19 protein-coding genes and 3 pseudogenes are annotated in these 26,756 nt (G+C 59.4%); 11 read left to right on the top strand and 11 right to left on the bottom strand.

The window, feature by feature from the left end; all coding sequences use genetic code 11:
- Nucleotides 1–949: 949 nt before the first annotated feature.
- The 4 genes from DKB71_RS13145 (at nucleotide 950) to DKB71_RS13130 (ending at nucleotide 7,175) form a co-directional block, all read left to right on the top strand.
- Nucleotides 950–1,597: a hypothetical protein gene (locus DKB71_RS13145; protein WP_408600644.1), complete on the top strand. Its 648-nt coding sequence runs from the start codon at nucleotides 950–952 to the stop codon at nucleotides 1,595–1,597.
- Complete coding sequence (locus tag DKB71_RS13140) at nucleotides 1,584–3,467, top strand: transposase family protein (RefSeq protein WP_408600643.1); 1,884 nt, start codon at nucleotides 1,584–1,586, stop codon at nucleotides 3,465–3,467. Before DKB71_RS13145 ends, DKB71_RS13140 begins: the two co-directional genes overlap by 14 nt.
- Nucleotides 3,468–3,727: 260 nt before the next feature.
- Complete coding sequence (locus DKB71_RS13135; RefSeq protein WP_408600642.1) at nucleotides 3,728–4,684, top strand: TniB family NTP-binding protein; 957 nt, start codon at nucleotides 3,728–3,730, stop codon at nucleotides 4,682–4,684.
- The gene (locus tag DKB71_RS13130; protein WP_408600641.1) at nucleotides 4,677–7,175 is read left to right on the top strand and encodes a TniQ family protein; all 2,499 of its coding nucleotides are present in this window, start codon (nucleotides 4,677–4,679) and stop codon (nucleotides 7,173–7,175) included. The genes DKB71_RS13135 and DKB71_RS13130 overlap by 8 nt, the downstream gene beginning before the upstream one ends.
- 247 nt (nucleotides 7,176–7,422) lie before the next feature.
- On the opposite strand, the pseudogene DKB71_RS13125 reads toward DKB71_RS13130, so the two are convergent.
- The 3 genes and pseudogenes from DKB71_RS13125 to ppk2 all read right to left on the bottom strand — a co-directional run.
- Nucleotides 7,423–7,761, bottom strand: a pseudogene (locus DKB71_RS13125) (spermidine/putrescine ABC transporter substrate-binding protein PotF); the annotation flags it as partial.
- A 199-nt stretch (nucleotides 7,762–7,960) separates the two neighbouring features.
- A complete protein-coding gene (locus DKB71_RS13120) occupies nucleotides 7,961–9,763 on the bottom strand; it encodes a SulP family inorganic anion transporter (protein WP_408600640.1) in 1,803 nt (600 codons plus the stop codon).
- Between the two features lie 28 nt (nucleotides 9,764–9,791).
- Nucleotides 9,792–10,613, bottom strand: coding sequence for a polyphosphate kinase 2 (gene ppk2 / locus DKB71_RS13115; RefSeq protein WP_408600639.1), 822 nt, complete (start codon nucleotides 10,611–10,613; stop codon nucleotides 9,792–9,794).
- A 180-nt stretch (nucleotides 10,614–10,793) separates the two neighbouring features.
- Here ppk2 and DKB71_RS13110 point away from each other — a divergent pair, with 180 nt between their 5' ends.
- From DKB71_RS13110 to DKB71_RS13095, 4 genes are all read left to right on the top strand, one after another.
- Nucleotides 10,794–11,456 (top strand): glutathione S-transferase family protein, encoded by a 663-nt coding sequence (locus DKB71_RS13110; RefSeq protein WP_408600638.1) that lies wholly within the window; start codon nucleotides 10,794–10,796, stop codon nucleotides 11,454–11,456.
- 170 nt (nucleotides 11,457–11,626) lie between these two features.
- A complete protein-coding gene (locus tag DKB71_RS13105; RefSeq protein WP_408600637.1) occupies nucleotides 11,627–13,003 on the top strand; it encodes a pyridoxal-phosphate dependent enzyme in 1,377 nt (458 codons plus the stop codon).
- Nucleotides 13,000–14,178, top strand: coding sequence for a PLP-dependent aspartate aminotransferase family protein (locus DKB71_RS13100; protein ID WP_274078049.1), 1,179 nt, complete (start codon nucleotides 13,000–13,002; stop codon nucleotides 14,176–14,178). Before DKB71_RS13105 ends, DKB71_RS13100 begins: the two co-directional genes overlap by 4 nt.
- A 586-nt stretch (nucleotides 14,179–14,764) precedes the next feature.
- Nucleotides 14,765–15,259, top strand: a complete 495-nt coding sequence (locus DKB71_RS13095; protein ID WP_408600636.1) for a PaaI family thioesterase — start codon at nucleotides 14,765–14,767, stop codon at nucleotides 15,257–15,259.
- 16 nt (nucleotides 15,260–15,275) lie between these two features.
- Here DKB71_RS13095 and DKB71_RS13090 read toward each other — a convergent pair whose 3' ends face one another.
- Nucleotides 15,276–15,461 carry a hypothetical protein gene (locus DKB71_RS13090; protein WP_323608887.1) on the bottom strand — a complete coding sequence of 62 codons (186 nt, stop codon included), beginning with the start codon at nucleotides 15,459–15,461 and terminating at the stop codon, nucleotides 15,276–15,278.
- 19 nt (nucleotides 15,462–15,480) lie between these two features.
- On the opposite strand from DKB71_RS13090, the gene DKB71_RS13085 reads away from it, so the two are divergent.
- The gene (locus DKB71_RS13085; protein WP_408600635.1) at nucleotides 15,481–15,933 is read left to right on the top strand and encodes a hypothetical protein; all 453 of its coding nucleotides are present in this window, start codon (nucleotides 15,481–15,483) and stop codon (nucleotides 15,931–15,933) included.
- A gap of 433 nt (nucleotides 15,934–16,366) precedes the next feature.
- On the opposite strand, the gene mqo is transcribed toward DKB71_RS13085, so the two are convergent.
- Nucleotides 16,367–18,010 (bottom strand): malate dehydrogenase (quinone), encoded by a 1,644-nt coding sequence (gene mqo, locus DKB71_RS13080; protein WP_274077812.1) that lies wholly within the window; start codon nucleotides 18,008–18,010, stop codon nucleotides 16,367–16,369.
- Nucleotides 18,011–18,373: 363 nt separating this feature from the next.
- Between mqo and ilvD the strand changes: the two are divergent.
- Nucleotides 18,374–20,055 (top strand): annotated as a pseudogene (gene ilvD / locus DKB71_RS13075) (dihydroxy-acid dehydratase).
- A 121-nt stretch (nucleotides 20,056–20,176) separates the two neighbouring features.
- Here the strand turns inward: ilvD and DKB71_RS13070 are convergent.
- From DKB71_RS13070 to DKB71_RS13060, 3 genes and pseudogenes are all read right to left on the bottom strand, one after another.
- Complete coding sequence (locus tag DKB71_RS13070; RefSeq protein WP_406592618.1) at nucleotides 20,177–20,902, bottom strand: methyl-accepting chemotaxis protein; 726 nt, start codon at nucleotides 20,900–20,902, stop codon at nucleotides 20,177–20,179.
- 132 nt (nucleotides 20,903–21,034) lie between these two features.
- Nucleotides 21,035–21,790, bottom strand: a pseudogene (locus DKB71_RS13065) (MCP four helix bundle domain-containing protein); the annotation flags it as partial.
- Nucleotides 21,791–21,887: 97 nt separating this feature from the next.
- Complete coding sequence (locus DKB71_RS13060; RefSeq protein WP_274077809.1) at nucleotides 21,888–22,562, bottom strand: DUF2238 domain-containing protein; 675 nt, start codon at nucleotides 22,560–22,562, stop codon at nucleotides 21,888–21,890.
- Nucleotides 22,563–22,733: 171 nt separating this feature from the next.
- On the opposite strand from DKB71_RS13060, the gene DKB71_RS13055 reads away from it, so the two are divergent.
- Nucleotides 22,734–23,165: a nuclear transport factor 2 family protein gene (locus tag DKB71_RS13055; protein ID WP_408600634.1), complete on the top strand. Its 432-nt coding sequence runs from the start codon at nucleotides 22,734–22,736 to the stop codon at nucleotides 23,163–23,165.
- Nucleotides 23,166–23,252: 87 nt separating this feature from the next.
- Here DKB71_RS13055 and DKB71_RS13050 read toward each other — a convergent pair whose 3' ends face one another.
- The 3 genes from DKB71_RS13050 to nirB are packed head-to-tail and all read right to left on the bottom strand — an operon-like array spanning nucleotide 23,253 to nucleotide 26,654.
- Entirely contained in the window at nucleotides 23,253–23,693 is a 441-nt protein-coding gene (locus DKB71_RS13050; RefSeq protein ID WP_408600633.1) for a CBS domain-containing protein, read from the bottom strand.
- 25 nt (nucleotides 23,694–23,718) lie between these two features.
- The gene (gene nirD / locus DKB71_RS13045) at nucleotides 23,719–24,093 is read right to left on the bottom strand and encodes a nitrite reductase small subunit NirD (protein ID WP_274077806.1); all 375 of its coding nucleotides are present in this window, start codon (nucleotides 24,091–24,093) and stop codon (nucleotides 23,719–23,721) included.
- Complete coding sequence (gene nirB / locus DKB71_RS13040) at nucleotides 24,093–26,654, bottom strand: nitrite reductase large subunit NirB (protein WP_408600631.1); 2,562 nt, start codon at nucleotides 26,652–26,654, stop codon at nucleotides 24,093–24,095. Before nirB ends, nirD begins: the two co-directional genes overlap by 1 nt.
- Nucleotides 26,655–26,756: the final 102 nt, after the last annotated feature.

Here is a 26,756-nt window from a genome sequence, read left to right as displayed (position 1 = left end):
TTCCAGACATCACAAAAAGTGATGCGAAAACTTTTGTTCGCTAACTCGTTGATTTTTACCACGCATAGCTTTCGTCTATGAGTGGAATCGACTCATTTCCGGCGACACCACTGCTGGCTTATGGCGTGGGGGCAACGCACAAGTTTTAGTTACGTAAGCTGTTGATATCGCATGGAAATAGCTTGCGTCTATGCACATGTCGACGCTGTTTTAGTCGACTGATTCACGGTACCTAGCGAAATAAAATAGACCTCCGACGCGGCAATTCCGCCGCGTCAGCTGGAGGACATGCATATGTATCCCCATCGACTGCCATACCGTTTCCGCTCCCAGTACGCGCCAATGCCCACCATCACGCAATGGCATGCGCGGCTCGGCACGCCCTATAGCGCTGCTATCCCACAGACTGCCCGAAGCCGTTACCCCATCCAAGACCAGCCCCACTGTTCCGACGGCGATGGGCAACTAGGCATCGTCGTGTGGTGGGTGTTTCGTCCGTACGGGCGCTCGGCATACCGCATGCTGTCAAGAATCCCCCCGCTGGTTCATACGACGTTCATCGCCGGTAACGATGAGCAGCAAATGAAACTGCTTGAAGCCACGATGGGCATCTCACTGTTTGAACTGGCTCGGCGACGAACGCACCGGCATTAACACGGGGCATCGCACAGCTCGCCCGAGTCTCCCGACGTGAGTGGCACCCCCCCCCCTCGCGTACTGGCGCCGATAAGCGCCGCTAGCGATCTCTGCCCGTCACGCTGACTGCCCCACGGCAACCTATTGGCGGCGAAGCGAGCCGAGCGCCTTGACCAGCGCGAAGCGGGTCTGCCCCGCTTCGCGCGGCACCGTCACCGTCACCGAGCAACCGTCAGTGGCGGTCGGGTACTGCGGATGGCCTTTAGTCTGCCGCCGTCATTGCTCATTCATCTCCCCCTTGAGGAGAACCATCATGTTGGCTTCACGCAACCGTCCCGAGGAAAACCTCACCCGTGCACCTTTGACCAAAGGACGCCCGGGCAGTCGAGTCACGTTTTTTCCTTCGCGAAAAAATGGAGGGGCCGTAGCTTGCGGCAACCTGCAGCAGGCTAATTACTGTGTCCATCTGGAATACCGCCCGGATGTTCTCAGCTACCACTGCCGACCGCCCACCGTGTGCGGCGGCGCACGGCGCTACAAGGCCGACTTTCTCGTCACGCTGAGTAGCGGGCCACCGATTTATCTCAAATTCCTACCGTCCGACGATCAGCCGGAGGCGCTGGTCCGCGACCAAAAGCAAGCCGTGGAAGCGATGCTTCGAGATAAGGGGCTGTTGTTTCATTGGCTGGAGGCCGCTGACCTTCCCCATCCACAGGTTAGCTACAACCTGCGGGCCCTCTACCACCAGGGTTTTGGCAGCTCCCAACGAGCGGCAGAACAGGTACGCGCCCAAGTGATGGCGATGCCTGAACAGCGTGCGACTTTCGGCGCTCTGTTCGCCGGCGGTGCGACGTCTGCCGATATCTGTCACGCCATCTTCCTTGACCAACTGTGGACCAACCTCAAAGAACAACTCACCTTGCAAACTATGATTTACGGAGGCCGTGATGGACATCTTTGAATTCAAAATCGGTGAACACTACCGCTATCGCGGCCAACGGATGCAGGTGGTCGACCGGCAGGGTGAATGCGTACAACTGCGCGCGATCGAGGGCCGCCGGATCGTGCTGCGCCAGACTTGGGACATTCTGCTTCGCGCAATGAAGCGTGGCGCCCTCGTTAAAGATCAGGAAGCGCCGATTGAGCAGGATCCGCAAAAAATCATCGCCGGTCTGCCCAAGCCTTACGCTGTTGTATTCGACCGCCATTGTTACTACACCCGGGGACTGATGGACGAACTGCATGGCCGAATGCCAACGCGACGCGCCCAGTCAGTGATCCAGCGCTTGGCAAAGCAGATCAACGATATCTGCCCGCCCAGCCTGAGCACGGCACGCAGTTGGGTCCGAACCTTTTGCAAATCGGGTTACAGCTATCTGTCGCTCATCCCGGGCCGCAAACAAAAAATGAAACATCGCCTGGACCACCAGCCGTGGGAAATTCAGCAGATCATCAAGCAGCAGGTTAAAGATCTCTATCTGAAATCAGAACCCGCCTGTAAAACCGAAGTGATCGATGCCATTGTCCTGGAACTGGAAGCGTTTAACGAGGGCAGACCCAAACACGACCGGCTGAAGATACCTTCGACATCGACCCTCAATCGGATCCTGCGAGAACTGGACGCGTATGAAACGGCTTGTGCCCAGCACGGCAGTAAGTACACCCAGAAAAAGCAAGGCTGGACCCGTAAACGGCCAAGCGCGGGGCGCCTGTTCGAACTGGTGGAGGCCGACACTCAACAGATGCACGTAATGGTCGTGAATGATCGAGGCGAGGTGATCGGTCGCCCGTACCTGACCGTTTTCCTAGAAGTCCTTACGCGGATGCCCTACGCCTGGAGCATCGGCTTTAACCCGCCCTCCCTGGACACCACCCTGCGGGCGCTCAAGCTGTCGTTATCCAGCGACAATATGTACGGGGGTGTCGCACTACGTTACGTCTTCGACAGTGGCCCCGAGTTCGTGGCGGATAACCTTCGTCGGATTATCACGCTGCTGGGCGGTGAGGTTTGTTACTGCGAACCGGCCACCGGCAATCAAAAACCTCACGTGGAAGCCTTTTTTGGCGTCTGGTCGAAGGAGATTGCCCATGCAATGCCCGGCACGACCTTTTCCAACATAGCCAGCCGTGGCGATTACGACGCTGAAAAAAACGCGCGCCTGACCATCGAAGAAATCAGAGATACCTTCCGTCGCTGGGTGAACGAGGTGTACTGCGAACGGGTGCACAGCAGTCTGAACACCTCTCCCCGACTGGCCTGGGAGGCGGCTTACTCGCCCATGTTCGCGCCGCGGCGCTATTCACCCTCGGAACTGCGTCAGCATTTCTTAAGTGCGTTCGAAGCCTCCGCCCAACAAGGTCGGCTGCGGTACAAATCGCTGTTCTGGACCGGACCAGCTGTGCCGTACCTGGCGAACCGCCAACCGAAAGTGGACAAGCTGCTTGTCTATTACGACCCCAGTGATCTCGGGCGGGCTTGGGCCTGCCATCCCAGCTATCCCGACGAGGTACTTGAGCTGCAGGCAGTCGATCCCGACTACCAGGAAGGACTGACCCTGCACCTGCATCAATTGATTCTTAAACGTCTGAAGGCGGAACGCGAAACCTTCAATCCGCGCAAGGCACAACGCGCTCGAATTACCCTGTTGCGTGAACTGGCCAAGGTCAAAACCCCGGCCCAACGGCGCCAGCGTCAACGTGCTGCGGAAAAGGGCTTGCTCCCAAAACAACCCAAACGCCCCGCACGGGTAACGAGAACCAAACCTAATACGCCAGTTGATTATCGCCATCACGGCGATACCCCGGACGATTATTCGTCGGTGGAGGTTTGACGCCATGTACAGCCTACTGCGCACTGCTTCACCCGCGCCGGTCGCACACCATTGCGCTAAAGCTTGGGGTCAGCCTCGATCGCCACCGCGCTCCGTCCCCCATCTGACTGCCCAGGCAGAAACGCTCCGTTTGCCGCGATGAAAGCGCTGTATCCAGCCATCGAATAACGGGCACCGCCACCGCCTGGGTGGATCCAGCGCACTGCTCCGCTCCACCCTGCAGCCCGTAAGTCCTACTGACCATACCGAGGTGCATTGCCATGGAAGCCGAGGTCCAAAAAATCATTCAAGCATTCAAAAGCAAAATTGTTTTCCATCCCCTCTATCGACACGCGTGCTCACAAATCCAGAACGCGATCGAAAACACTGAAGCGTTGGGTGAGCCAGTATGTGCCCTGCTTTGCGGGCCAAGCGGTACCGGAAAATCCACGCTTTGTCGTTATTTTCAAAAGCTGCATAACGGCAACGCGATGATTCGCCGTGACGATGGGACCTATACCAATCTACCCGTTTTTTATTGCGAAGTGCCCTCGCCGACGACCGTCAAAGGCTTAATCACCAATATGCTCCGTGATCTCATTGACGTCACGCCCAATGGCAACATCGAAAAACTGACGCATCAGCTCATTACTTGCTTGAAAACGTGCCAGGTAAAGATAATATTTCTCGATGAAATACAGCGCCTCTGTATTACCACGGTGTCCGAGAAGGTTCGTCTCGACTCTCTGCAATGGATTGTCTCACTTCTCAATGGCGTTGGAATTCCAGTAATCCTTTCTGGCACCGAACTCTGCCGAGATATAAGACGTGAAAATGAGGCGTTTGAAAGTCGATACCCGTATTTTGCGGAACTATCACATTTCGCTTATGACACAGGCGCCAACTCCGCCCTTCTGGCGACACTGAAACAATTAGATACCGTAATGTACGACATTGCAGCGCTCGCCAAGGGGGTTCATCTAAACGACCCCACCATCGCCGCGCCACTCTATGTGGGTACCTGCGGCAATTTGAAAAAGATGCGTTTAATTATTAACGACGCTTTGAAAACTTGCTTGCGCCGAGCCGCTCCGCACGAACTGAAAGCGAGCGATTTCTATGCGGCCTGCCAGTGTGTTGACCTGCCAAAAAACCTAGCAGACGGCAACCCCTATGCGTTGACTTATGATGACTCGCTTAAATTAATCCTGGACTATCAGGAGAGTCGCGATGAGTAATATTTTATTCATTCCTCAGCCTTTACCCGAAGAAAGCCCAACAAGTATGCTAAAACGCATGGCCATCAAGCATGGTTGTGTTTGTAACTCGGATTACCAGCATCTCTTTGGTGACGCGTGGTATCACAGTATCCCATTATCCCAATCTCACCCAGTCATTCAACATATTGCGAGACAAGCCGGCGTGGCAGGAGCGGATTTTCTCAGCGGCTTCTATAAGCGAATTGGCATTCTAGAACAAAGTCCACCGCTAAGCATTGCGGGAATCACGGTAGAAGCCGACATGATCCGCAGGAGAACAGTCGCGTATTGTTCCGAATGCTGGCGAGAGGGCCACGAGCATTTCATCAAAGACTTCAAGCTTGCCTGCTACTGCCCCTATCACAATCGCGAATATCTGACGCAATGCCCAAACTGTCGTCGCGGTCTTCATTGGAGCGTGCCGTTGGTGGAAAAGTGCGGGTGCGATTATCTTTTGATATCACCAACCTGCAGTTGGGATGAGGCAGAGAATGAACGAAACTTGCTAAGTATATTTAGAGCGGGGGCCACCGAGGAGTTCCAGCACCTAATGAGTGTCCTTAGAAAACTAGAATACCCATTAGGAAGAGACACTAAATGCCCCACAGACAGGTGTCTGCAATCGATAGCGTTTTGCATAATGAAAGATAACATGTTGGGCCTCATGACTCACCTGCGTGTTTTGGAATTTTACTATCCGGAGATACCCAAACGCATTCTCGCGGCGAAACTCGCCAGATTCAATGATGTAAAAGTACGCGCATGCGTATACGAATTCCTCAAATCCAAAACTGCCCAAACACCCGAACACATAGCCCAAAACTTACAGTCAGTGGGTGATTTTTACTTAACTAGAGCTCAAATTATCGTTTGGCTTAAAATAAAAGAAAACCAATGGTCAACCGCCGTAGACGCTATACAGATCGTAGACACTCGCCTCAGGCACACCCGATATAGCTGGAAGGAAGCGCAAACAATTGCTGCAAAAATGTTATCAATCAAGCTAAAAAACGGCTTCAAGAAAACAAAAAAAACAATTGACGGCCTGTTCAAAAAAGACTTTCAAAAAAAATTTATACTTCACAAAGGAGTAGTAAAAAGCCTGATCGATGAGAATTTTCTTACTAAAAAGTGGGACATGCACAAGATTTACTTTGACTCCCATGACGTAGAAAAATTTTCAGAGAATATTATTTCAATACAGTTACTATCAGCCCAAAATCAGATCTCCGAAAAAGATATTCGCATGGCTATTTCCCAAGTACAACCACCTTCATTGGGTTTTTCAAATCCCTACCTTAACGCTCAACTCCTGAATATTCAATCGAGTGAATCAATAATTGAATGGTGCAAGAGAAATGTTCAACCAGGCAGAGTAAGCCCCAAATGCACTCGGCACTCACTCAGACGATACGTCCCTAAGGAAGGAGAGGTTTGGCTACCCACTGCTTTGGCAGCGCGATACCTTGGATTCAAATTTCAAACAATAAGGTTCCTTGTTAACCAGGGGATACTCAAAAATGTGCGAAGACAAGGCCTGGGAGGCGGCTCTCATATAAAGAGAACGGTGCTCGACGAGTTCAACAAGCAATATGTAGGTGTTACCGAAGCCGGAAAAATTTTAGGCTGTGGTCGTACGAAAGCGTCCACGACACTGCGCAGCATGGGAATTGAATCTATAACGACCCCAGAACCAAATAAATATTCCGCTGCTTTTTATCCACGCGACAAAGTCTTAGCCTGTGCAACGGCGACGCGCCGGATAATTCGTGAACGAAAAATTGCCTATACCGTAGCCGAAACATGCAGGAAATTGAAGGTAACCGAAAGCGTAGTTTTCTGCCTGATCAAAACAGGCCTCCTTAATTTTGCGGACAGTGCCCATCAATGCTACGGGCTTATAAATCGAAGCGATGTCGACACTTTCAACAAGCGTTTCGCCAATACCACGACCGTTGCCCGCTGGTTAAACGTCTCTATTACCTGTGTTTTTAGAATATTAAACCAACTCTCTATCATGCCCGTCAGTGGCCCTCCAGTTGACACCTCCTGCCAACGCTATTATGCGATCAGCGACATCAAAAAATACTTTAATATATCACTTAGAAAAAAAAGATCAAATCAAAACCAAAAAGCTTGCTTAGTCAAGGCCTCCGACCTAAGCAAAAAATATGACATTAGCCCAAAAACATTTGGTCGACTTTTTCTACATTCTGGATTTACCACTCCGATTAAAATCAGGTACATCATCTACCTCATTCAGAGCGACGTAAAAAAAATTGAGCGGATCCTCAATAAATACTGCACGTATACCCAGGGCGATAGATATCTAGACGAAAGAAAATGCACAAGACACTTATTAAAAACAAAAAAAATTAAAGCTTACTACCCGCTGAAAGGCTATTGCGACTACGTCATGATCAAGAAATCTGAATTACACGAATATACCACCGATCATATTCCACTTTAACTATACCAGCTCGATCGCACGACTTGCACAGATCGACAGTATCAATTGCCAATAACTCCAAAACCTTTATTGAAATAATATTCGAACGGGCACGCTACAATTGCACTGTTGCCGCAGCCGCTCAAAGCTGGGGCATTTTGGCAAGCCCTCCCAATTTTTAACTTATTTTGACAATTTCCTTTGAAGTCATTTTGACAAAAACCTTTGGAATCAATGACTGTTTTGGGCGACAAAAGTGAAAAGTGGGGAGGGCCGGGTCCTGGTGCTTCCAGTTGGGCAGCTTGGACTTGTCCAGTTTCTGGAACACACCGGCCTTGATCTGGGTTTCGATGAACTGGTTCGACGGCACCACCAGGTCATAGCCGGAGTTGCCGGTCAGCAGCTTGGCTTCCAGGGATTCGTTGGTGTCGAAGGTGTCCCAGGTGACCTTGATGCCGGTCTTGTCGGCGAAGTCCTTGGGCACGGACGGCAGGATGTAGTCCGCCCAGTTGTACACCCGCAATTCGCGCTGCTCGGCTTGTACGGCACTGGCCAGCAGTGTCAGCCCGCAAACGGTGACACCCAATAGGCGTTTGATTGTGTCCATGGATCAATTCCCCAAGTCAGCTCGATGGTTTTTATGTGCTGTACGCGGCAGTGCCCGGCAAAACCGCCAAGGGCAAGGAAGATCAGGTTCGTATTTATCGATGGAGAGGCTGGTGCGCACCAGACTCCGGTTCCGATTCTTGCCCACCGCCCGGCCTGTTCATAGCGCGGGGTTGGCCAAAAGGAGATCGAAATGGCCATTATCGGTGTCCGGGCAGCGCCTCCTCCTCGGGGTACGGCCACTCCACCGCATGGCTCGCGAGGTAGGCGCTAACGGCAGCGTTCAAGGTCGGATAAAACGCCGCCTCGCCAAACCGCTCGAACAACCCGAAGCGCTTGAGCTTGTCCTTGACCGGGTCCTTCATCTCGGCCAGGCGCAACTCGATGCCCGCCGCTTTCAAGGTGTCATCCAGCTCGGCCAACATGTCGGCGCTGGTCACGTCGACGCTGGTGACCGGTTCCGCCGCCAGCACCAGCCAGCGCACGGGGGTTGGCGATGCGGCCACGGCGTCCAGTACCCGCTCGTGGAACAGTTCGGCGTTGGCGAAAAACAGCGAGGCATCCCAGCGAAAGATGACCAGGCCGGGAATCAGCCGCGCGTCCGGGTAGCGCTTGATGTCGTGGAAGCCCCTGACCCCTCGCGCGCGCCCCAGTACCGCAGAGTATGGGCGCCAGCCATCCCAGAGGAATTCGATCACCGCAATCAGGATGGCCAGGCCGATGCCCTCGATCGCCCCCAGCACGGCCACGCCCACCGTGCAGACGATCGACAGCCAGAACTCCCAGCGCTGCATGCGATAAATGCGCCGCAGGTCGGTGATCTCGATCAGGCCGATGGCGGAGGCGATCACCACGGCAGCCAGGGCACTGTTTGGCAGGTCCTGCAACAGGTTCGGTGCCACCACCAGCAGCAAGGCAACCGCCACCGCGCCGACGACGCCGGTCAACTGGGTCTTGGCGCCAGCGGCTTCGGCCACGGGCGTACGGGAGGAACTGCTGCTGATCGCAAACCCCTGGAACAGTCCGGCGGCCAGGTTGGCGATACCCAACCCGACCATTTCCTGGTTCGGGTCGACATAGGTGCGGGTGCGCGCCGCGTACACCCGCGAGAGCACGCTGGTGTCGGCGAAGGACACCAGGGCCACGGCACCACCGCCGATCAGGACCGGCACGATATCGGCGCTGGTGATCCAGGGAATGGCGAACGACGGCAGGCCCTGGGGTAGCGGGCCGAGGACCTTGACCCCCGCCCGCGCCGCCAGGTCCAGCACATCCACGGCGATCGTCGCACCGGCCACCGCGATCAGGATGCCGGGTATGCGCTTGTGGCCCTTGAGCAGCAGGATCACCACCAGGGTGCCGGCACCGACCATGAACGCGGTCCAGTTGGTTTTGCCCTCGATCAGCGCGCTCGCGATGGCCCACAGGTTTCGCAGCGGCCCCTCGGCATCAATGGAAAAACCGAAGAACTTCGGTAACTGGCTGATCAGCACCGTCAGCGCAATCCCGTTCATGTAGCCGTAGCGAATCGGCTTGGACAGCAACTCGGTGATGAAACCCAGGCGCGCGATGCCGGCGAGGATGCACACGGCCCCCGAGACGATGGCCATCATTCCCGCCAGGGCGACTGCGCGCTGGGGATCACCGCCCGACAGGGGCAGGACCACCGCGAGAATGACGGCCGCCAGCGAGGAATCCGGCCCCAGCACCAGGATCCGGCTGGGGCCGAACAGCGCATAGGCGATCAGCGGAACGATGGTGGCGTACAGGCCATAGATGCCCGGTACCCCCGATGCGACCGCATAGGCAATGCCCACCGGCACCAGCATCGTGGTCAGTACCAGCCCGGCCATCAGGTCGTGGCGCAACCACGCCACGTGGTATCCGCGCAGCGTGCGCAGTCCGGGGAACCAGCGGCCCCAGCCAGCCTGGTCTTCGCTGGTGTCACGGCGCACGATACGGCCCGGTTCCGCCGCGGGCGGGGAAGCGTCTGGCTGGCTCATGGGACAATGGCCCCCGGGTGCGTACCCATCAGTACTTCTCGGGGATCCGCTTCAGCGGATAATCCGGTTCGCGATAACCGCCCGGCTTCTGCCGCTTGGGCAATACCACCTTGTCCCGCGCCACTTCTTTATAGGGGATGCGGCTGAGCAGATCGCTGATGATGTTCAGGCGTGCCCGCCGCTTGTCGTTGGAGTTGGCCACGAGCCAGGGGGCATGCTCGCTATCGCTCGCCTCGAACATGGCGTCACGCGCTCGCGAGTAGTCGAACCAGCGGCTGTAGGACTTGAGGTCCATGGGGGTCAGCTTCCAGATCTTGCGACCATCCTTGATGCGCGCTTCGAGTCGACGGGTCTGTTCCTCGGGGCTGACTTCCAGCCAGTACTTGAGCAGGATGACCCCCGAATCGACAATCGCGCGCTCCACGTGGGACACCGATTTGAGGAAGAGGTCCACCTGCTCCTGGGTGCAGAAGCCCATCACCCGCTCGACGCCCGCGCGGTTGTACCAACTGCGATCGAAGATCACCACTTCGCCCGCTGCGGGTAAGTGCGGCAAGTAGCGCTGCACGTACATCTGGCTCTTCTCTCGATCGGTGGGTGCAGGCAATGCCACCACCCGGAACACCCGCGGACTCACGCGCTCGGTAAGGGCCTTGATCGTGCCCCCCTTGCCGGCGCCGTCGCGCCCCTCGAACACGACGCAGATCTTGATGCCCTCGGCTTTCACCCATTCCTGCAACTTGACCATTTCGACGTGCAACAGGCGCAACTGCTCAAGGTAATCCTTGTTCTTCAACTTCTCGTCTTGCGCGGAACGCCCCTTGGGCGCGCCCTTCTTGTCCTTTGCCATGACCCAGCCCCCACTCTTGCTTGAGTAATTGACCTTTGACTTGCCCGACCAACGGCATGAGTCTAGTTCATGGTTCAAGGTAGCGAAGACCGCACCTGCGACTTAATCTCCGAGCCACTGCAATCATCCGTGGGACGCCTCGCCACCTGGCATCCCGTCGCTGGAACGAGGAGTTGAAGAATGCCCCTGACACTCTATTACCACCCGCTTTCGTCGTTCTGCCACAAGGTACTGGTCGCGCTTTACGAGCATGGGATCGACTTTGAGAGGCGAATCATCGATCTTTCCAGCGAGGAAGACCGGGCGGAACTCTCGGCGTTATGGTCCCTGTGCAAATTCCCGGTCATCCGCGATGACGCGCATCCGAACGGGTTGGCGGAGTCGAGTGTGATCATCGAATACCTGGACCGGGCTTATTCCGCCCAGCACTGCCTGCTGCCCGGCGATTGCGATACCGCGCTGCAAGTGCGCCTGTGGGATCGGTTTTTAGACCAGTACGTGCAGGGGCCGCTGCAACGGATAGTCGCCGACCGCCTGCATGGGACGAACGGCGACCTGACCGGGGAACGGGCCATGCTCGCCACGGCGTACGGCATGCTCGAGCGCCAGCTGGCCTCGCGAACCTGGGTGGCCAGCCCGGACTTCAGCCTGGCCGACTGTGCCGCCGCGCCGGCCCTGTTCTATGCCAGCACGCTGGTGCCTTTCCCCGACGGCCACCCGCACTTGAGCGGGTATTTCGACAGGCTGACGCAGCGGCCATCCTTCCAGCGCGTCATCGACGAAGCCAGGCCCTGGTTTGCCTTTTATCCATTTGCCGAGGCCATACCCCATCGGTTTCGCTAGCGGGCGTGCCCGTTGAAAAAACTTCCCCAATGTCGGGGGTACTTTCTCCCGGACGGTTGCGAGTGTGGCGTTCCCGGCCTATGGTCCAGACACAACAATTTCACGACTGGCGCGATGATTCGCCGCCGTCTTTTTGTCCATCCATGGTGCTAGCGCAACGAGGTGAAGACATGCCCAACGACTCCCGCCCTGCCGTACTCGAACTGATCGGTAACACGCCACTGGTACGCGTCAGCCGTTTCGATACCGGACCCTGCACGCTGTTTCTCAAGCTCGAATCACAGAACCCCGGCGGTTCGATCAAGGACCGCATCGGCCTGGCGATGATCGATGCCGCCGAACGCGATGGCCGCCTGCGACCCGGTGGCACCATCGTCGAAGCCACCGCCGGCAACACCGGCCTCGGCCTCGCCCTGGTCGGCCGCGCCAAGGGATACCGGGTGGTGCTGGTGGTACCGGACAAGATGTCCACCGAGAAGGTCTTGCACCTCAAGGCCATGGGCGCCGAGGTGCACATCACCCGTTCCGACGTCGGCAAGGGCCATGCGGAGTACTACCAGGACGTCGCCGCGCGGTTGGCAGCGGAAATTCCCGATGCGTTCTTCGCCGACCAGTTCAACAACCCGGCCAACCCCCTGGCCCACGAATGCAGCACCGCGCCGGAGATCTGGGCGCAGACCCAGCATGATCTGGACGCGATCGTCGTCGGTGTCGGTTCGGCGGGCACCCTCACCGGCCTGACCCGCTTCTTCAAGCGCGTGCAGCCGGATCTGGAAATGGTCCTGGCCGACCCGATCGGTTCGGTGATGGCCGAATACAGCCGCAGTGGCACCCTCCCCACCCCCGGTTCCTGGGCGGTGGAAGGTATCGGCGAAGACTTCATTCCGTCGATTTGCGACCTGTCCAGCGTGCGCCACGCCTATTCGATCAGCGACGAGGAAAGCTTCGATCATGCCCGCCAGTTGCTGAAGGCCGAGGGCATTCTCGGCGGTTCGTCGACCGGCACCCTGCTGGCGGCGGCATTGCGCTACTGCCGCGAGCAGACCCAACCGAAACGGGTGGTCAGCTTTGTCTGCGACACCGGTACGCGCTACTTGTCGAAGGTGTACAACGACCAGTGGATGAACGATCAGGGCCTGCTGCAACGCAAGTCCTACGGCGACCTGCGCGACCTGGTCGCGCGGCGCTTCGAGGACGGCCGGGTGATCAGCGTTGGCCCCGACGACACCCTGCTCACCGCGTTCCAGCGCATGCGCCTGGCGGATGTGTCGCAACTGCCGGTGCTGGTGAACGGCAAACAACTGGTCGGGGTGATCGACGAGTCCGACATCCTGCTGGGCGTGCATGAAGACGTTAAGCACTTTCGCAAGACCGTCTCCAGCGCCATGACCGACAAATTGCAAACCCTGTCCCCCGGCGCCTCACTGGCGGAACTGGAGGCAGAACTGGGTCGTGGGCTGGTGGCGATCATCCAGGATGCCTCGGGTTTCCACGGCCTGATTACCCGAACCGACATGCTCAATCATTTGCGGAGATCCCTGCCATGAGTCAGCACGATGAACATGCCCCGCCACGGGGCTTCGCCACCCGCGTGATCCATGCCGGGCAAACGCCGGACCCTTCGACCGGCGCGCTGATGCCGCCGATCTACGCCAACTCCACCTACCTGCAACAGAGCCCCGGGGTGCACAAGGGCCTCGACTACGGGCGCTCGCACAATCCGACGCGCTGGGCGCTGGAACGCTGCGTGGCCGACCTCGAAGGCGGCACCCGGGGCTTTGCCTTCGCCTCGGGCCTGGCGACCATTTCCACCGTACTGGAGCTGCTCGACGCCGGCTCGCACGTCGTCTCCGGCAACGACCTGTACGGCGGCACCTTCCGCCTGTTCGACAAGGTGCGCCAGCGCAGCGCCGGGCACCGCTTCAGCTTTGTCGACCTGACCGACCTGGCGGCGTTCGAAGCATCCCTGCAGGACGACACGCGCATGGTCATGGTCGAGACCCCAAGCAATCCGCTGTTGCGCCTCACTGACCTAGCCGCCATCGCCCGCACCTGCCGCGACCGGGGCATCATCTGCGTGGCCGACAACACCTTTGCCAGTCCGTGGATCCAGCGTCCGCTGGAACTGGGCTTCGACATCGTGCTGCACTCCACCACCAAGTACCTCAACGGCCACTCCGACGTGATCGGCGGCATCGCCGTGGTCGGGCAGGACGCCGAGCTGGCCGAGCGCCTGGGTTTCCTGCAGAACGCGGTGGGCGCCATCGCCGGGCCGTTCGACGCCTTCCTCACCCTGCGCGGGGTCAAGACCCTGGCGTTGCGTATGGAACGCCACTGCAGCAACGCATTGGAACTGGCGCAATGGCTGGAACGCCAGCCGCAAGTCGCCCACGTCTACTACCCGGGCCTGCCCTCGCACCCGCAGCACGAACTGGCCCGGCAACAGATGCGCGGCTTCGGCGGCATGATCTCCGTCGACCTGAACACCGACCTGGCCGGCTCCCGGCGCTTCCTGGAAAACGTGCAGATTTTCGCCCTGGCCGAAAGCCTGGGCGGTGTGGAAAGCCTGATCGAGCACCCGGCGATCATGACCCACGCCACCATCCCCGTGGAAACCCGCGCGCAACTGGGCATCGGCGATGCGCTGGTGCGATTGTCGGTGGGGGTGGAGGATGTCGAAGACCTGCGCGCAGACCTGGCGCAGGCGTTGGCACGGATTTAGGAGTTGCCTTCTCGGATCACCGATCGCAGCGATGGCGGCCTGACATCCGACCCATCTCTCACGGCTGCACCCGATCCACTGTAGGAGCTGGCTTGCCAGCGATGGCGGCATAACGGCCACCATCGATCGCCAGCAAGCCGGCTCCTACAGATCTGTGTCACACCACAAATTCAACATACCCCGCAAATCCCTGTAGGAGCTGGCTTGCCAGCGATGGCGGCATAACGGCCACCATCGATCGCCAGCAAGCCGGCTCCTACAGATCTGTGTCACACCACAAATTCCACATACCCCGCAAATCCCTGTAGGAGCTGGCTTGCCAGCGATGGCGGCATAGTGGCCACCATCGCATCGCCAGCAAGCCGGCTCCTACAGATCTGTGTCACACCAAAAATCCAACATACCCCGCAAATCCCTGTAGGAGCTGGCTTGCCAGCGATGGCGGCATAACGGCCACCATCGATCGCCAGCAAGCCGGCTCCTACAGAGGCGCGTTGTGCCTCAAAACATTTCCCCCGCAGGCCTCACCGATTATGATTGAGCGTTAACGTCCATCAGGTCTGGCTCATTTTTCGGATAACACGACATGTCCCAACTCGATACCTCCCTGCAAGACTCCGCCGCGCCCGATGGCGTGTGCTACGGCTGCGGCAGCAGCAATCCCCACGGGCTGCACATCAAGAGCTATTGGCATGAAGACGGCGTGCATGTCATTGCCGAGCACGTGCCCGATGCCAAATACTGCGGCTGGCCGGACCTGGTCTATGGCGGGCTGATCGCCATGTTGGTCGATTGCCATTCCAACTGGGCGGTCATGGCCTATCACTACCGCGCGGAAAACCGTGAAGTCGCGAGCCTACCGCGGATCAATTGCGTCACCGGCAACCTCGGCATCAAGTTCATCAAGCCGACGCCCATGGGCATCCCGCTCACCCTGCGGGCGCGGGTGGAAGGTGAAGTCGGGCGCAAGACGCGAGTCATCTGTGAAGTCTTCGCCGGGGACGTGCTGACCGCGGTGGGCGATTCCATTTTCGTCCGGGTCGATACCGCGCAACTGGCAGACAACGCCCACGGGCGCTAGGTGCAACGGTCGCGGGTCAATCTTCTTCCATGAGCGCGGTGATCCGCCCGGACCTGTACGCGGCCAGTAGCGCGGCATAGTCCTTGGCATTCTGCTTGGCATAGGCCACGGCAAACGTGCCGATGGCCTGGTCATGGGGCAGCGACAGGCGATAATCCTGCAGCGCCTCGCGGGTTCGCTGCTGGAAGTCCGGTTCGTTCACATGAAAAAGGAGTTTTGCAATGAAACTCAGACATTCCCTGGCGGCGCTGATGGTCTGCGCCAGCCTGTTCGGCTGCACAAGTTCACCAAACCAGAGCGTGTCGGTCACCCTGGTCGCCACCCGGCAGAACACCGGCCAGATCGGCAATGTCGCGTTGTCCGCCTGGGACCAGCAAACCGGACTCAGTTTCTTCATCAGCGGTGCGCCAAGCGGCGCCGCCCTGCCCCTGCGCCTCTACAGCTTCATCAATAAAGGCAGCTGCGAGCAACCCGGCCCCGTCGCCTACGCCATGAATGACAGGGTCAACACCGAGCGCCAACCGATTCGCGGCTGGACGTTCTCAAGAAGCGTGCCCGTGGCCTTGCCGGTCTTGCTGTCCGGTGACTATCACGTCGTCGTGCGAACCGCAGCGACGGATGGCAACGTCGATATTTTCTGTGGGGACATCAAGCATAAAGACCCGGTGAAGTAGCCGCCACGGAGCTCACACCGGCGAAATCGTCGCCAGGATGCCGATCAGAATGGTCAACACCAGGAAACCACCGAGGAAAAACGCCATCTTGCCCATAAAGCCTCCAACATTTCGAAAATACGGTGCACCGCGGCCAAGGCGGCGAAACTTGCCGTTATTGTGGGGGTTGGGCTGAATGCATAACAGGGGCAGAAAGCGCTGGAAAATACGGATCAGATGGAACTGATGAACTGATGAACTGATGAACTGTAGGAGCGAGCTTGCTCGCGAAAAACCTGAGCACGCTGCGGTGTGTCAGGTTTAAAGCGTTATCGTTGACGACCTTCGCGAGCAAGCTCGCTCCTACAGGGGAACCGGGAGAACCGGGGACATTAGGCACAAAAAAGCCCACCGGCCATCCCTGGCGCAGTGGGCTTGCTGATCAGGCGCTCAGTTACAGCGCCATGTCTGCCGCAGCATTCTCTTTCGGTGCCTTGGCCTTCTCAGCCTCGACAGCTGGAGCAACGGCCTGGCCAATCGCCGGTGGCGGAGTCAGTTCCAGCACCTTGGCGGTGTAGGCCCATTCCTCGGCAACCTTTTGCGGGTTGGCGTTGAGCTGGGTGCCATAGCTCGGCACGATCTGGTGCAGTTTTTCCTGCCAGGCCGGGGTCGCGACCTTGTCCTTGAAGACTTTCTGCAGCACGGTCAGCATGATCGGTGCGGCAGTCGAAGCGCCTGGGGATGCGCCCAGCAGGCCGGCGATGCTGCCGTCTTGCGAAGCAACGATCTCGGTGCCCAGTTTCAGCACGCCACCGGCGGCTTCGTCGCGCTTGATGATCTGCACGCGCTGGCCGGCTTGCCACAGGCGCCAGTCTTCGGCCTTGGCGTTCGGGAAGTACTCCTTCAGGGCGTCGAGGCGGTCTTCATCCGACAGCATCAGCTGACCGGCAAGGTACTCCACCAGCGGGTATTCCTTGATGCCAACCTTGGTCATCGGCCACACGTTGTGCGTGGTGGTGGTGGTCAGCAGGTCCAGGTACGAACCTTCTTTCAGGAACTTGGTGCTGAAGGTCGCGAATGGGCCAAACAGGATCACGCGCTTGCCGTCCAGCACGCGGGTGTCCAGGTGCGGAACCGACATCGGTGGTGCGCCAACCGACGCTTTACCGTAGGCCTTGGCCAGGTGTTGCTCGGCGATGGCCGGGTTCTCGGTCACCAGGAACGAGCCGCCTACCGGGAAGCCTGCGTATTCCTTGGCTTCAGGAATGCCCGACTTCTGCAGCAGGTGCAGGGCACCGCCGCCGGCGCCGATGAACACGAACTTGGCGTCGGTTTCGGACTTGCTGCCGTCCTTCAGGTTTTTGTAGCTGACGCGCCAGCTGCCGTCGGCGTTCCTGGTGATGTCCTGCACTTCGCTGGACAGCTTCAAGTCGAATTTCGGCGTGGTTTGCAGGTGCGCAACGAACTGGCGGGTGATCTCGCCGAAGTTCACGTCGGTGCCGATCGGGCTCCAGGTGGCCGCGACTTTCTGGTTCGGGTCACGCCCTTCCATCATCAGCGGGACCCACTTCTTGATCACGGCCGGGTCTTCGGAGTACTGCATGCCGGCGAACAGCGGGCTCGCCTGCAGGGCTTCGTAGCGCTTTTTCAGGAACTTGATGTTGTCATCGCCCCACACGAAGCTCATGTGCGGTGTGGAGTTGATGAACGAACGCGGGTTCTTCAGCACGCCTTGCTGAACCTGCCAGGCCCAGAACTGACGGGAGATCTGGAACGCCTCGTTGATTTCAACGGCCTTCGGGATCGACACGTTGCCCTTGTCGTCTTCCGGGGTGTAGTTCAGCTCGGCCAGGGCCGAGTGACCGGTACCGGCGTTGTTCCAGCCGTTGGAGCTTTCCAGGGCGACGCCGTCGAGGCGCTCGATCATTTCCATCGAGGTGCCGGGTTCCAGCTCGTTGAGCCACACACCCAGGGTCGCACTCATGATGCCGCCGCCAATCAGCAGCACGTCGACTTTCCTGGCTTCTTCGGCCTGGGCTGTCGTCATCCCCAACGACAAGGCCAGCCCCAGCAGGGCCGTGTTCACTTTCTTAAACATCTGTAGCACCTATGATAAAACGCCATCCGCCCCTCCATCTGCAATCGCGAGCCGCTTGTTCACGGCACTCAGGCAAGTCTGCCGCGGGTTCTCGCACATGATGTCTGGAGGGTGGGCACGCAAGGCCGATTGAATGCATCGACCCCAGTTATATGTCCCTACTGAACTGACTTCTTATCTTTTTTGGCTTCAGCTACTTGAGCGACAGTGATTCTGCTCGCCCGTCTCAAGGACAGGAAAACTGAATGGATCAAACCAAGTTGTTGCCAAGAATATCACGACAAGGCCAGCCCGCGCGGGTTGGTTGCCGTGGATGGGTGTCTATACTCAGTGGTCACCAGTTGAACATGTGGGGAAAGAGCCATGAGCGATAAAGACGATCTGCGCAAATATTCCTCCCAGGTCATCGACGGTGTCGAGGCCGCGCCCGCCCGCGCCATGCTGCGTGCCGTGGGCTTTACCGACGAAGACTTCAAGAAACCGCAAATCGGCATCGCCTCCACCTGGGCCATGGTCACGCCCTGCAACATGCACATCGACAAACTCGCGATCGAAGCGGAAAAAGGCGCTAACGCCGCCGGTGCCAAAGGCGTGATCTTCAACACCATCACCATTTCCGACGGCATCGCCAACGGCACCGAAGGCATGAAATATTCGCTGGTGTCCCGTGAGGTAATTGCCGATTCCATCGAAGTGGTGGTCGGTTGCGAAGGCTTTGACGGGCTGGTGACCGTGGGCGGTTGCGACAAGAACATGCCGGGCTGCCTGATCGGCATGGCGCGGCTCAATCGCCCGTCGATTTTCGTCTATGGCGGCACCATTCGCCCCGGCGCCGGCCACACCGACATCATTTCCGTGTTCGAAGCCGTGGGCCAGCACGCCCGCGGCGACATCAGCGAGATCCAGGTCAAGCAGATCGAGGAAGTGGCGATCCCCGGCCCCGGTTCCTGTGGCGGCATGTACACCGCCAACACCATGGCCTCGGCCATCGAAGCGCTGGGCATGAGCCTGCCCGGTTCCAGTTCCCAGGACGCGGTGGGCAGCGACAAGGCGTCGGACAGTTACCGCGCCGGCCAGCAAGTCATGGAACTGCTCAAGCTCGACCTCAAGCCCCGGGACATCATGACCCGCAAGGCCTTCGAAAACGCGATCCGCGTGGTGATCGCCCTCGCCGGCTCGACCAACGCCGTGCTGCACCTGCTGGCCATGGCCAATGCCGTGGACGTCGAGTTGACCCTCGACGACTTCGTCGAGCTGGGCAAGATCTCTCCGGTGGTCGCGGACCTGCGCCCCAGCGGCAAATACATGATGAGCGAGCTGGTGGCCATCGGCGGCATCCAGCCCTTGATGAAGCGCATGCTGGCGGCCGGCATGCTGCATGGCGATGTGCTGACCGTGACCGGCAAGACCCTGGCCGAAAACCTCGAAAATGTGCCCGACTACCCCGTCGGCCAGGACGTGATCCTGCCCTTCGATCAACCGATCAAGAAGGACTCGCACCTGGTGATCCTGCGCGGCAACCTCTCGCCCACCGGCGCCGTGGCCAAGATCACCGGCAAGGAGGGCCTGCGCTTCGAAGGCACGGCCAGGGTGTACCACGGCGAGGAAGGCGCACTGGCCGGCATCCTCAACGGCGAAGTGCAGGCGGGCGATGTGATCGTGATTCGCTACGAAGGGCCCAAGGGCGGGCCGGGCATGCGCGAAATGCTCTCGCCGACCTCGGCGGTGATGGGCAAGGGCCTGGGCAAGGAAGTGGCGCTGATCACCGATGGGCGCTTTTCCGGCGGCTCCCATGGTTTCGTGGTGGGGCATATCACGCCCGAGGCGTTTGAGGGCGGGCCGATAGCGTTGGTCGAAGATGGCGACCGGATCACCATTGATGCTGAAACCCGGCAGATTACCGTTGATGTGTCCGACGCAGAACTGGCTGAGCGCAAGAGCCGTTGGGTGAGGCCTGAGTCCAAGTACAAGCGTGGGGTGTTGGCCAAGTATGCGAAGACGGTGTGCAGTGCTTCGGAGGGGCGGTGACTGACAAGTATCTTTAGCCCGTAGGTTTTGTTGTCTGTCCGGCCCCTTCGCGAGCAAGCCCGCTCCCACATTTGGAATGCATTCCATTGTGGGAGCGGGCTTGCTCGAGAAGAGGCCTTTGAAGACAGCGAGGATGTCTCAGAGCCGAAACCGATCCACCGACTGCGACAACTGCCCCGCCAGGCTCGACAACTCATCCGTGGTCGAAGCCGTCTGCCCGATCACCTTGCTGTTGCCCTCAGACATCCCGGCAATCATCTCCACCTGATGGGCGATTTCATTGCTGGCCAGGCTCTGCTCGCCGATGGTGCGGCTGATGTCGTTGACCAGTTGCGTGGTGTTGAGCGTGGCCTCGAGGATTTCGCGGATGGCGCGCTCGACGTCGGCGGTCACGGCCATGCCTTTGTCGACCTGGGCGACGCCCTCCTCCATGCTGATCACCGCCTCGCGGGTGCTTTGCTGGATGCGCGAGACCATCGCGGCGATTTCCTGGGTCGAGGCGCTGGTGCGGCCTGCCAGGCTGCGCACCTCGTCGGCCACCACGGCAAAACCACGGCCCTGCTCCCCGGCGCGTGCTGCCTCGATGGCGGCGTTGAGCGCCAGCAGGTTGGTCTGGTCGGCGATGCCCTTGATCACCTGGATGATGCTGAAAATCCCTTCGGATTCCTTGTCCAGCGTGCGGATCACCTGCGCCGACTGCTGCGCCGAACGGGCGATGCCGTCCATGTCGTTGACCACCTGATGGATCACCCGTCCGCCATCCTTGGCCAGCGCCTCGGCCTGGTTGGCCATGTCCAGCGCTCGCCCGGCATGCCGGGTGATTTCCTCGATGCTCGCGGTCATTTCGCTGGCGGCGGCGGCCATGGTGCTGGCGGCAGCGCTTTGCTGCTGGCTGCTGCCGGCCACTTCGTGACAACCATTGCTCAGGCGTGCGCTCATGCCGCTGACGCCATGGGCGTTGCTGCGCACCACTTCGATCATGCCGCGCAAATCTCGCTGCATGGTCGCCAGGCTGCGAATCAACAGGCTGGCTTCGTCGGTGCGGGTCGGCTCGACAATGGGTTCGCTCAAGTTGCCGTGGGCGATGCTCTCGGCAATGCGGCTGGCCGTGCGCAACGGCCCCATGATGCTCAGGATCACCCAGCGGCCCTGGGCCAGCAACAACAACAGGCTGGCGATGAGCACGGCGCCGAGGGTCAGGTTGGCGCTGCCGAGTGCCTGGCGGGTGCCTGCACTGGCCTGTTGGCTGTTGCTTTCAATCAGCTCGCTGAGGGCGGCCATCTGCTCTTCCAGTTGGCTGAACGCGCTGTTGAAGGTGCCGAGTTCCTTTTGCGCGGCCTCGGGATTTTCCAGGGCCATGCCGACAATGCGCTCGGCCGTACTGATGTAGGTGTCAAGGCTGGGCTTGATCCTGTTCAGCGCGGTTTTCAGGGTGTCGTTGACCGGCAGCTTGAGGTTGTCGCCGAGCACTTGCCGAAAGTGCGCCGCATGCTCTTCGATGGACGTGCGCACCTCGGCCTGGCTGCTGGTGCTCTTGCCCAGCCCGACCAGCATCGCCGACAACACGTCGGCGCGCAGCGCGTCGTGCATCATGTCGGCTTCCATGTGGTTGCGCAGCACGGTCATGCCCACTTCGTTGTCCTGCACCGCCTCCGCCATCCGGGCCGTCCCCACGTAACCGACCAGGCCCATGACCAACGCGGTGAGCAACCCGGTCCCTATCAGCAACAGTAAACGCAGTTTTATGGACACGCTGTGGTTCCTCTTCTGGCACGTGTATCGGTTGGCCAACGGCCACCGCGAATGGCATCTCAAGAGGTTATCGACGGGTCTCTGCGCGAATTGAAGGCTATTGCCACTGATTGCGGTTTTTGCGACATGCGGTAGGTAAAGCGGCTTTGTCTGCCGTATTGAGCAGGGAAACCAATAGCAGGCTGACGAATGCACCGGCGACGGCCAGCGCCATGTCCTTTTGCGAATCCCAGGGGTCGTTTTGCGCGCCGACGAAGGCTTTTGCCGTGTCGTCGCCAAGGTAAGCGCCACCGATCCATTCCACCAGTTCGTAGACGGCCGAGGTCGACAGCATGATGTTCAGGGCCACGAAAAACAGCCAGCGCCCGCGCAACGGGGTAAGCCGCAGCAGCACTTCGCGGACCGGCCAGGCCATCAACAGCCCGTAACTCAAATGCACCAGGCGGTCGTAGTGATTACGGTGCAGGCCAAGGCTCTTGTTGAAGCTGACCCCGGTCAGTTCCGAACACCAACGGTCGTACGGCACCAGGGAATAGGTGTAATGAGCTCCCAGTTCGTGGATGCACAAGAACACGAACACCAGGGTGAGTGAGGCCGCAGACAGGCGAAAGCGGCGATAAAACACCACCAAGGTCCCCACCAGCAGCAGCGCCAGCAGGTTTTCCAGCGCCCAATCCACCCGGCTGCGTGGGGCATAACCCAAGGCGATGACGATCAGCAGAAACAGGATGAGCAGCGTCAATTCGTATCGCGGATGTTCCTTGGGCTGCATGTTTTGAAGTCCTCGAACCCTTGCACCATTGAAGTCGCAACACCTTTTAACTTTGAGACAAAACCAGGGTGCAAGTTCGCTTTTTTCCTCCGCCCCATGCTAGGTTGTACGATGACCGATGAGTAATCTGGTGCTCGTCGATGCGCTCCCCCACAACAACAAGGAAACAACATGAAAAAAGCAAAAATGCTGATCGGTTTTCTGTTCCTGTTCAGCGGCTACGTGGCCGCCACACCGGCTGCCGGGGACAAGGACGTGGCGCAAGCCGTCGACCACTTGACCCAGGCGATGCTGCACAAGGACATTGCTGAACTGAAGGCGTTGACCGCCGAGAACCTCACCTACGGCCATTCCAGCGGCAAGATCCAGGACAAGAAAGCCTTCATCGCCGATATCGAAACCGGCAAAAGCGCCTTCAAGACCCTGGAGATGCAGAACCAGACCATCACCGTCTCCGGCGATGTCGCGCTGGTTCGCCATCACTTCTCGGCCCAGGCCCTCAAAGGCACCGAGGTGGTCCCGACGGAAATCGAGAACTTCCAGATCTGTCAGAAACAAGACGGAAAATGGCTGCTGGTAGGACGCCAGGCATTCAAGTTCTGATGGTTGGCTGATCCGAAAAAAAGGGGGCGAATCGGCGTCTACCCGCCCTTCGCCCCCTTTTGTGTTGCGCTGACTCACCCGCTGGTTTCAGTGCCCGCGAATGTAATGTTCAAACTGCCGGATCAGGTCGGCCTGCTCGACAATGGCCTCCTTGACCAGATCACCAATCGACAGCAACCCGATCAGCTCGCCATTCTCCACCACCGGCAGGTGCCGCAAATGGCTGTCCGTCATGACCGCCATGCAATGCTCGATGCTCTGTTGGCTGTCGGCCGTGACCACCGGGGAACTCATGATGGCCCTGACCGGCGTGCCGACTGACGAACGTCCCAGCAGGACCACCTTGCGCGCATAGTCGCGCTCGCTGATCACCCCGACGACCCGGCCCTTGTCGATCACCGGCAACGCGCCGACGTTCTTTTCGGCCATTTTCTGCACGGCCTCCAGCACCATGGCGTCCGGGGCGATGCTGTGCACCTGCTGGTTTTCCACGACCTTGAGCTTGAGCAACTGTGCGGCTGTCTTCATGTCCGTCTCCTGCTGAAAAAGGCACTCAGGCCACTGCGACTTCCACCACCCCGTCGTTCAGCCGCACCGGCCAGACCCGCAAGCGCTGTTGCGGGTACTCCAGGCAACTGCCGTCCTCAAGACGAAAATGCTGCTTGTAGATAGGCGACGCAACGACCAGGTCGCCCTTGATGCTGCCCACCAGGCCGCGGCCGATGACATTGGCCCCGGATTGCGGGTCGTGGTTGTCGATGGCATAGAGGTTTTTACCCTCCATGCCCGGCAGGTAGAACAGCGCCACCTGGGCACCGTCCAGCCACACCACCACGCCGGAGTCATTGACCAGGTCCTGCTGGCTGCACACCGATTGCCAGGTGGCAGACGCAGTGGTTTCAACGCGTTGGCTATTGGACTGGTTCATCAGACGCTCTCCTCGGTAACAGGGATCAGGTTGAGTTCGGCCGCCATGATCGGCCGGCGCTGGCCGCGTTCCTGGACGAAGTGGATGTCCGGGTCCGCGCGTTTGTCGTTGACGAAAGTACGGAAGCGCTTGAGCTTTTCCGGGTCCTTGAGGGCGTTGGCCCACTCGCATTCGTAGCGATTGACCACAAGCTGCATCTGCGACTCGAGCTCGGCGCCCAGACCAAGGCTGTCGTGGATGATCACGTCCTTGAGGTAGTCCAGGCCGCCTTCCAGGCTTTCGCGCCAGACCGAGGTGCGCTGCAACTTGTCGGCGGTGCGGATGTAGAACATCAGGAAGCGGTCGATGTAGCGGATCAGGGTCGCGTCGTCGAGGTCGGTGGCGAACAGCTCGGCATGGCGCGGGCGCATGCCGCCGTTGCCGGCGATGTAGAGGTTCCAGCCCTTCTCGGTGGCGATCACGCCGACGTCCTTGCTTTGCGCTTCGGCGCATTCACGGGTGCAGCCCGACACGGCGAACTTGAGCTTGTGCGGCGAGCGCAGGCCCTTGTAGCGGTCTTCGATGGTCAGGGCCATTTGCACGCTGTCCTGCACGCCGTAGCGGCACCAGGTGCTGCCGACGCAGGACTTCACCGTACGGGTCGACTTGCCGTAGGCGTGGCCGGTTTCGAAGCCTGCTTCGATCAGTTCGCTCCAGATGTCCGGCAACTGATGCAACTGGGCGCCGAACAGGTCGATACGCTGGCCACCGGTGATCTTGGTGTAGAGGTCGTATTTCTTCGCTACAACGCCGATGGTAATCAGCTTGTCGGCGGTGATCTCGCCACCGGGAATGCGCGGCACCACTGAATAGGTGCCGTTCTTCTGCATGTTGGCCATGAAGGTGTCGTTGGTGTCCTGCAGCGGCACCAGCGACGGGTCCATGATCGGCTGGTTCCAGCACGACGCCAGGATCGAGCCCACCGCCGGCTTGCACACGTCGCAACCGGTGTGGCCACGGCCATGCTTGGCCAGCAGTTCTTCGAAACTGATCACCCCTTCCACCCTCACCAGCGCATACAGCTCCTGGCGGGTGTAGGCGAAGTGTTCGCACAGGCTCTTGTCGACGCTGACCCCACGGGCGATCAGCTCATGCTCGAAGACTTGCTTGAGCAAGCCTGCGCAACCGCCGCAACCGGTGCAGGCCTTGGTTTGTGACTTGAGCAGGCCGAGGTCGGTACAACCGCCGTCGATGGCCGAGCAGATGGCGCCCTTGGTCACGTTGTGGCAGGAGCAGACCGTGGCGGTTTCCGGCAAGGCGCCAGGGCCGAGGGTCGGTGCGCCTTCGGACGAAGGCAGGATCAGCGCGGCGGGCTCGGAAGGCAATGCGATCGCGTTCTGCATGTATTGCAGCAGCGTGTCGTAGTAGCTGTTGTCGCCGATCAGCACTGCACCGAGCACCTGTTTGCCGCTGGCGTCGACCACCAGGCGCCGGTAGCTGGCACTGGTTTCGTCGATGAACTGATAGCTGCGGGCGCCCGGCGTGTTGGCGTGGGCATCGCCGATGGAGCCGACGTCGACGCCCAGCAGCTTGAGCTTGGTCGACATGTCGGCGCCCTGGAACGGCTCGGCGGCGTCGTCACACAGGCGCGCGGCGACACTGCGGGCCATCTGGTAGCCGGGGGCGACCAAGCCGAACAGGCTGCCATTCCACGATGCGCATTCGCCGATGGCGTAGATGTGCGGGTCGCAGCTCAGGCAGGTGTCGTCGATCACTACGCCACCGCGCGGGCCGATGCCCAGCGCGCATTGCCGGGCCAGCGCGTCCTGGGCACGAATCCCGGCGGAGAACACGATCAGGTCGGTCTCGAGGAATTCGTCGTTGGCAAAATTCATCCGATAGCGGTACTGCTCGCCGGCGCTGATCGATTGCGTGGCGCGGGACAGGTGCACACCGACGCCCAGCCGCTCGATCTGCGCCTTGAGCGCCAGCCCACCGAGGTCATCCAGTTGCACCGGCATCAGCCGTGGCGCGAATTCCACCACGTGCGCTTCGAGTCCCAGGCTTTTCAGGGCGTTGGCGGCTTCCAGGCCGAGCAGGCCACCGCCGACCACCACACCGCGCCGGGCATTGGCCGCCGCGGCACGGATGGCATCGAGGTCTTCCAGGGTGCGATAGACCAGCCGCGAATCGCCTTCGGCGCCTTCGATCGGCGGCACGAACGGGTAGGACCCGGTGGCCAGGACCAGCTTGTCGTAGGCCACACAGCCTTGCGCGGTGATCACCTGGCGCCGGGCACGATCGATTTCCAACACCGGCACCCCCAGGTGCAGGGTGACGCCAGGCGTCTGGTACAACGCCGCGTCACTGAGTGCCAGCGACTCGGCATCGCGACCGGAGAAGTATTCGGACAGATGCACGCGGTCGTAGGCACGCATCGGCTCTTCACTGAAGACGTGCAGTCGATAGCGATCAAGCGCGCCGCGCTCGATCAACTGCTCGACACAATGATGTCCGACCATGCCATTGCCGATCACGATCAGCGTTTGCAGCTTGTTCAAACTGGCTACATTGGAATTCATATACGACCCTGCCCAAAGCCCATCACGGTGAAAAAAAGCAAAAAAAAACGCCTGAAACCTTGCGGTTCCAGGCGTCTTTGCCTGTTCTTTTGCGGTGTTGAA

The organism is Pseudomonas sp. PLMAX (assembly GCF_046042685.1).
GTDB lineage: Bacteria > Pseudomonadota > Gammaproteobacteria > Pseudomonadales > Pseudomonadaceae > Aquipseudomonas > Aquipseudomonas putida_AE.
Note: the sequence above shows the minus strand (reverse complement) of the source record. Positions and strands in the feature narration are given on the sequence as shown.

What these genes read in the sequence shown, in the direction of transcription:
- DKB71_RS13145 (WP_408600644.1), top strand. Translation starts at nt 950, where the DNA reads ATGTTGGCTTCACGCAACCGTCCCGAGGAAAACCTCACCCGTGCACCT.
- DKB71_RS13140 (WP_408600643.1), top strand. Translation starts at nt 1,584, where the DNA reads ATGGACATCTTTGAATTCAAAATCGGTGAACACTACCGCTATCGCGGC.
- DKB71_RS13135 (WP_408600642.1), top strand. Translation starts at nt 3,728, where the DNA reads ATGGAAGCCGAGGTCCAAAAAATCATTCAAGCATTCAAAAGCAAAATT.
- DKB71_RS13130 (WP_408600641.1), top strand. Translation starts at nt 4,677, where the DNA reads ATGAGTAATATTTTATTCATTCCTCAGCCTTTACCCGAAGAAAGCCCA.
- DKB71_RS13120 (WP_408600640.1), bottom strand. Translation starts at nt 9,763, where the DNA reads ATGAGCCAGCCAGACGCTTCCCCGCCCGCGGCGGAACCGGGCCGTATC.
- ppk2 (WP_408600639.1), bottom strand. Translation starts at nt 10,613, where the DNA reads ATGGCAAAGGACAAGAAGGGCGCGCCCAAGGGGCGTTCCGCGCAAGAC.
- DKB71_RS13110 (WP_408600638.1), top strand. Translation starts at nt 10,794, where the DNA reads ATGCCCCTGACACTCTATTACCACCCGCTTTCGTCGTTCTGCCACAAG.
- DKB71_RS13105 (WP_408600637.1), top strand. Translation starts at nt 11,627, where the DNA reads ATGCCCAACGACTCCCGCCCTGCCGTACTCGAACTGATCGGTAACACG.
- DKB71_RS13100 (WP_274078049.1), top strand. Translation starts at nt 13,000, where the DNA reads ATGAGTCAGCACGATGAACATGCCCCGCCACGGGGCTTCGCCACCCGC.
- DKB71_RS13095 (WP_408600636.1), top strand. Translation starts at nt 14,765, where the DNA reads ATGTCCCAACTCGATACCTCCCTGCAAGACTCCGCCGCGCCCGATGGC.
- DKB71_RS13085 (WP_408600635.1), top strand. Translation starts at nt 15,481, where the DNA reads ATGAAACTCAGACATTCCCTGGCGGCGCTGATGGTCTGCGCCAGCCTG.
- mqo (WP_274077812.1), bottom strand. Translation starts at nt 18,010, where the DNA reads ATGTTTAAGAAAGTGAACACGGCCCTGCTGGGGCTGGCCTTGTCGTTG.
- DKB71_RS13070 (WP_406592618.1), bottom strand. Translation starts at nt 20,902, where the DNA reads ATGGCCGCCGCCGCCAGCGAAATGACCGCGAGCATCGAGGAAATCACC.
- DKB71_RS13060 (WP_274077809.1), bottom strand. Translation starts at nt 22,562, where the DNA reads ATGCAGCCCAAGGAACATCCGCGATACGAATTGACGCTGCTCATCCTG.
- DKB71_RS13055 (WP_408600634.1), top strand. Translation starts at nt 22,734, where the DNA reads ATGAAAAAAGCAAAAATGCTGATCGGTTTTCTGTTCCTGTTCAGCGGC.
- DKB71_RS13050 (WP_408600633.1), bottom strand. Translation starts at nt 23,693, where the DNA reads ATGAAGACAGCCGCACAGTTGCTCAAGCTCAAGGTCGTGGAAAACCAG.
- nirD (WP_274077806.1), bottom strand. Translation starts at nt 24,093, where the DNA reads ATGAACCAGTCCAATAGCCAACGCGTTGAAACCACTGCGTCTGCCACC.
- nirB (WP_408600631.1), bottom strand. Translation starts at nt 26,654, where the DNA reads ATGAATTCCAATGTAGCCAGTTTGAACAAGCTGCAAACGCTGATCGTG.